Annotated in this window: 4 protein-coding genes and 1 pseudogene; 3 read left to right on the top strand and 2 right to left on the bottom strand. The window is 63.6% G+C overall.

The annotated features are described in order from the left end of the window. Positions 1 to 210: 210 nt before the first annotated feature. Positions 211 to 1,380, bottom strand: coding sequence for a 4-hydroxybenzoate 3-monooxygenase (gene pobA / locus J2W40_RS20405; RefSeq protein WP_310227785.1), 1,170 nt, complete (start codon positions 1,378 to 1,380; stop codon positions 211 to 213). A 235-nt stretch (positions 1,381 to 1,615) separates the two neighbouring features. Here pobA and J2W40_RS20400 point away from each other — a divergent pair, with 235 nt between their 5' ends. The 3 genes from J2W40_RS20400 to J2W40_RS20390 are packed head-to-tail and all read left to right on the top strand — an operon-like array spanning position 1,616 to position 4,043. After that, positions 1,616 to 2,908 carry an MFS transporter gene (locus J2W40_RS20400; protein WP_310227784.1) on the top strand — a complete coding sequence of 431 codons (1,293 nt, stop codon included), beginning with the start codon at positions 1,616 to 1,618 and terminating at the stop codon, positions 2,906 to 2,908. Between the two features lie 3 nt (positions 2,909 to 2,911). After that, positions 2,912 to 3,784: a helix-turn-helix domain-containing protein gene (locus J2W40_RS20395; RefSeq protein WP_310227783.1), complete on the top strand. Its 873-nt coding sequence runs from the start codon at positions 2,912 to 2,914 to the stop codon at positions 3,782 to 3,784. 31 nt (positions 3,785 to 3,815) lie between these two features. Beyond that, complete coding sequence (locus J2W40_RS20390; RefSeq protein ID WP_310227782.1) at positions 3,816 to 4,043, top strand: hypothetical protein; 228 nt, start codon at positions 3,816 to 3,818, stop codon at positions 4,041 to 4,043. Between the two features lie 92 nt (positions 4,044 to 4,135). Here J2W40_RS20390 and J2W40_RS20385 read toward each other — a convergent pair. Further along, a pseudogene (locus J2W40_RS20385) lies at positions 4,136 to 4,294 on the bottom strand (oxidoreductase); the annotation flags it as partial.

Genomic DNA, 4,294 nt, shown 5'->3' with positions numbered 1-4,294 from the left:
AACTCGCCTCTAAGGGGGGCAGATGAGTCGGTCAACAGAAAAAATCCAACGCTTCGGCAATTTTTCGCAAAAGCGGTCATCGGCATGTCGCAAAACCCCGATAACAGCTGAGGGTTCCGGGGCTCGACCACCCAATCGCGTCAGCACCCACTCTCCTCTCTTACGCGGGCCCTAACAGGCTTTCATGCTGCACACCGTTGCGAATCGCCGCTACAGCGGCAAGCCGACATAATTTTCTGCGATCGTCGTCTGCGCCGCAAGGGATGAGGCAATATAGTCGAGTTCAGCCACCTGCATCCGCCGGTCGAACGCATCGCCATCCGGGAAGCGATGCATCAGCTTGGTGAGTTGCCAGGAAAAGCGTTCCGACTTCCACACCCGCGCCAGCGCCTTGTCCGAATAGCCTGCCACCGCATCGGCATCGCCCCGCTTGAAATAGCCGATCAGCGCTTCCGACAGATAATGGACGTCGGACGCCGCCAGGTTCAGCCCCTTGGCACCGGTTGGCGGCACAATATGCGCGCTGTCCCCTGCCAGCATCAATCGCCCATGGCGCATCGGTTCGAACACGAAAGAGCGCAGCGGTGCGATGGACTTTTCGAGCGCGGGGCCGCGGGTCATGTTCGCGGCCGCCTCCGGGCCGAGCCGGGTCGCCAACTCGTCCCACAGCCGATCGTCGGGCCATTCTTCGATCTTCTCGTCGAGCGGCACCTGGACATAATAGCGGCTGCGGCTTTCCGACCGCATAGAGGCCAGGGCAAAGCCACGGTCATGGTTGGCGTAGATCAGCTCATGATGACATGGTGGCACGTCCGCCAATATGCCGAGCCAGCCAAAGGGGTAGACCTTTTCATAGGCCTTAGCCACTGAGGCGGGTACCGCCTTGCGCGACGGCCCGTGAAATCCATCGCAGCCACAGGCGAATTGCGCGTCGATCCGGTACGTCACGCCATCCTTGCTATAGGTGACATAGGGCGCATCGCTGTCGACAGCGTGCAGCGCGACGTCGCCTGCCTCATAGATGATCTCCAGCCCGCGCTCGGGCGCGGCCTCCATCAGGTCGCGGGTGACTTCGGTCTGGCCATAGACCATCACCTTCTTGCCGGTCAGCGCCTCGATATCGATACGGATCAGCCGTTCGCCGTCGGCAAGGTGGAAGCCGTCATGCGGCAACCCTTCGGCATGCATCCGCGCGCCCAGCCCCAGTCGATCCATCAGGTCGGTGGTCGTCCGTTCCAGCACCCCTGCCCGGATCCGGCCCAGCACATAATCGGGGGCTGCGCGCTCGATGACGACGACCTCTATGCCCTCGGCCCGCAGCAAATGGCCCAACAGAAGGCCCGCAGGCCCGGCTCCGATAATGGCGACCTGTGTCTTCATCTCATCTCTCCCATAAGGCGGCTTTGGTCCAGACATGCGGCCTCAGCCGATTGGGCGACAGAGGAAGATCAACCGATTATTTGGATGATCCGCCGGAAATGGGCTCTCAGCCAATGCCATGCTTGACCGGTCAAACCTAATGCCGCATGCCCTATCGACGCAAAAGAAGATGGACGATCCGGCCGATAGGTGCCTGTCGCGTACCGGTTCGAACCGTCAGGAGCAGGAGCATCCCATGCCCGACCTCAGACGCCAGTTGGACGAAGCGCCGATGGGCCGGTTGCAGATCACCGCCATAGCGCTCTGCGTGCTGCTCAATGCGCTCGACGGGTTCGATGTTCTGGCGATCAGTTTCGCGTCTCCCGGCATCGCCAAGCAATGGGGCGTCGATCGCGCCGCGCTGGGGTTTGTGCTGTCGATGGAATTGATCGGCATGGCCGTGGGGTCGGTATTGCTCGGCAATGTCGCCGATCGCATCGGCCGCCGACCCACGATCCTCGGATGCCTGGTCGTCATGGCGGGGGGGATGGGCGCAGCCACGATCGCCTGGGACGTGACCTCCCTTTCCCTTATCCGCCTTATCACTGGCCTCGGCATCGGCGGGATGCTCGCCTGCACCAACGCAATGGTCGCCGAACTCGCCAATGCGCGCGCCCGCAGCCTGGCGGTTGCGATCATGGCAGCGGGCTATCCGGTCGGGGCGATCCTGGGCGGGTCGGTTGCCTCTTATCTACTGATCGCTGGCAATTGGCGCGATATTTTCCTGTTCGGCGGAATCGTCACCGCCCTGTTCCTGCCCTTATCGCTGTGGCTGTTGCCAGAATCGATCGGTTTTCTGGTTCAGAAGCGGCGGCCGGGCGCGCTATCGCGGATCAATCACCTGCTTGCTCGCATGGGCCATACCCCTGCCACAGCGCTGCCGCCGCTGGACGCGACCGCGCCCAAACCCTCCTTTGCCGCGCTGTTCGCCCCCGGCCTGGCCCGCACCACCATCCTGCTGACGCTCGCCTATTTCTGCCACATCATGACCTTCTACTTCATCTTGAAATGGGTGCCCAAGATCGTCGTCGATATGGGCTATCTTCCGTCCAGCGCCGGTAGCGTGCTGGTCTGGGCCAATGTCGGCGGGCTCATAGGGGCATTACTGCTCAGCGTGCTAAGCTGGCGCATCGCTGTCCGCCCTCTGGTCATCATTACCATGGTTGCATCGACCATCATGGTCACGTTGTTCGGCCAGGAACAGACGACACTGGCTGGCCTCAGCTTGATCGCGGCATCGGCCGGCTTCTTCACGAACGCTGCGGTCGTGGGTCTCTATGCGCTGATCGCCCAGTCCTTTCCTACGGCCGTGCGCGCCGGGGGGACCGGCATCGTCATCGGCGTCGGTCGGGGCGGCGCAGCGTTGGGGCCGATATTGGCCGGCTTTCTGTTCAGCCTCGACTTCACCCTGCCACTCGTCGCCATCGTCATGGCGTCGGGATCGTTGCTGGGCGCGGGGCTGCTGCTGGCGCTACGCCAACGCCGATAGGCCATGACCGCTTCGCCCGTCCCCAGCTTCTATCTTTATGGCGAGCCGCAGCGCAGCGTTGCGGAGGGGTTCGTGCATGTCGAAAGCCTGGACGACCGCTCGCGACCCAGCGAATGGACGATCCGCCCCCATGTCCATCGCGACCTCAATCATATCATCCTGATCGCCGAAGGCGGCGGCGCGATGCAGGCGGAGGAGGCTGCGGTCCGCTTCGACGCCCCCTGCCTTTTGCTGATCCCGGCGGGCATCGTCCATGGTTTCACCTGGGCCAGTGAATCGCGCGGGGCGGTAGTCACCATCGCCGACAGCTATCTGCGCCACCTCGTCCTACGCGATGCGGACCTCGTTCCTCTCTTCGCCCACCCCCAAGCCGTCGCGCTTCCTCGATCGGACCGCACCGCAGCCGAAGACGCCATCGCCCGTATGGACCAGGAGTTAAGCTGGGCCGGGCCAGGCCAGCGCGCTGCAGTCGAATCCGCCTTGCTGCATCTGATGGTGCTGGCGTTGCGTCACGCCGCCTTGGGTCGGCAGGTTCACCCCGGCACCCCGCGCCAGGCCGCATTGGTTGCGCGCCTGCGGGAACGGATCGACCAGCGTTTCCGCCTGCGCGAGCCGGTATCCGCCCATGCCCGCGCGCTCGGCGTCAGCCTCACGGCCCTGCGCCAAGCCTGCGCCCGCGTCGCGAACAATTCGCCCGCGCAGATGCTCGACGACCGCGCGTTATTGGAGGCGCGCCGGATGCTGCTCTATTCCCAGCTGTCGGTCACGGACATCGCCTATGCCGTCGGCTTCGAAGATCCCGCCTATTTTTCGCGCTTCTTTACCCGTCATGTCGGCCAGCCGCCGCGCAGCTGGCGCGCCGCGCGCGAGAGTTGACGCACCCGCCCGCACCTTTATGGGTTGGCACATGACGGCCGACAAGCTCATCGACCTGCTGGTTGCCCGACTGGTGCGCGACCATGGCAGCAGCAAGCATCACTGGCGCCGGGTGATCGGCCCGCTGCGCGTGTATAGCCGCGCCACCCATCCCCATTGCAACTGGAACGCGACGCCGACCGGTACGATCGCGGATGTCGCCCTGATCGAAAATTTGCTCGACGATCTGCGCATGGCGCATCCGCTGCTGACGGCCTGACGCAAAAGAGCGCAGCCGGTTGCCCCGACTGCGCCCTTTCGTGCGACCCCGAAGGGATTTCGATCAGACGAGCTGCTGTTCCAGTTCGCCTAGCGCGCGATATAGGTGCCGGTATCACCGATATAGCGGAAGAAGGTGCCGAGCGGCCCATCATTATTGAACGACAGCGACAGGGTGCAGATCGCCCCGCTTTCGCTCTTCAACTGGATCGACATGTCCATGGCGATCCCCAGTTCGGGATGGATCGGTCC

Origin of the sequence: Sphingobium xenophagum, assembly GCF_031457465.1 — a bacterium.
Classification (GTDB): Bacteria; Pseudomonadota; Alphaproteobacteria; order Sphingomonadales; family Sphingomonadaceae; genus Sphingobium; species Sphingobium xenophagum_A.
The sequence above is the reverse complement of the archived record's forward strand: the minus strand, read 5'-3'. Positions and strand labels throughout refer to the sequence as shown.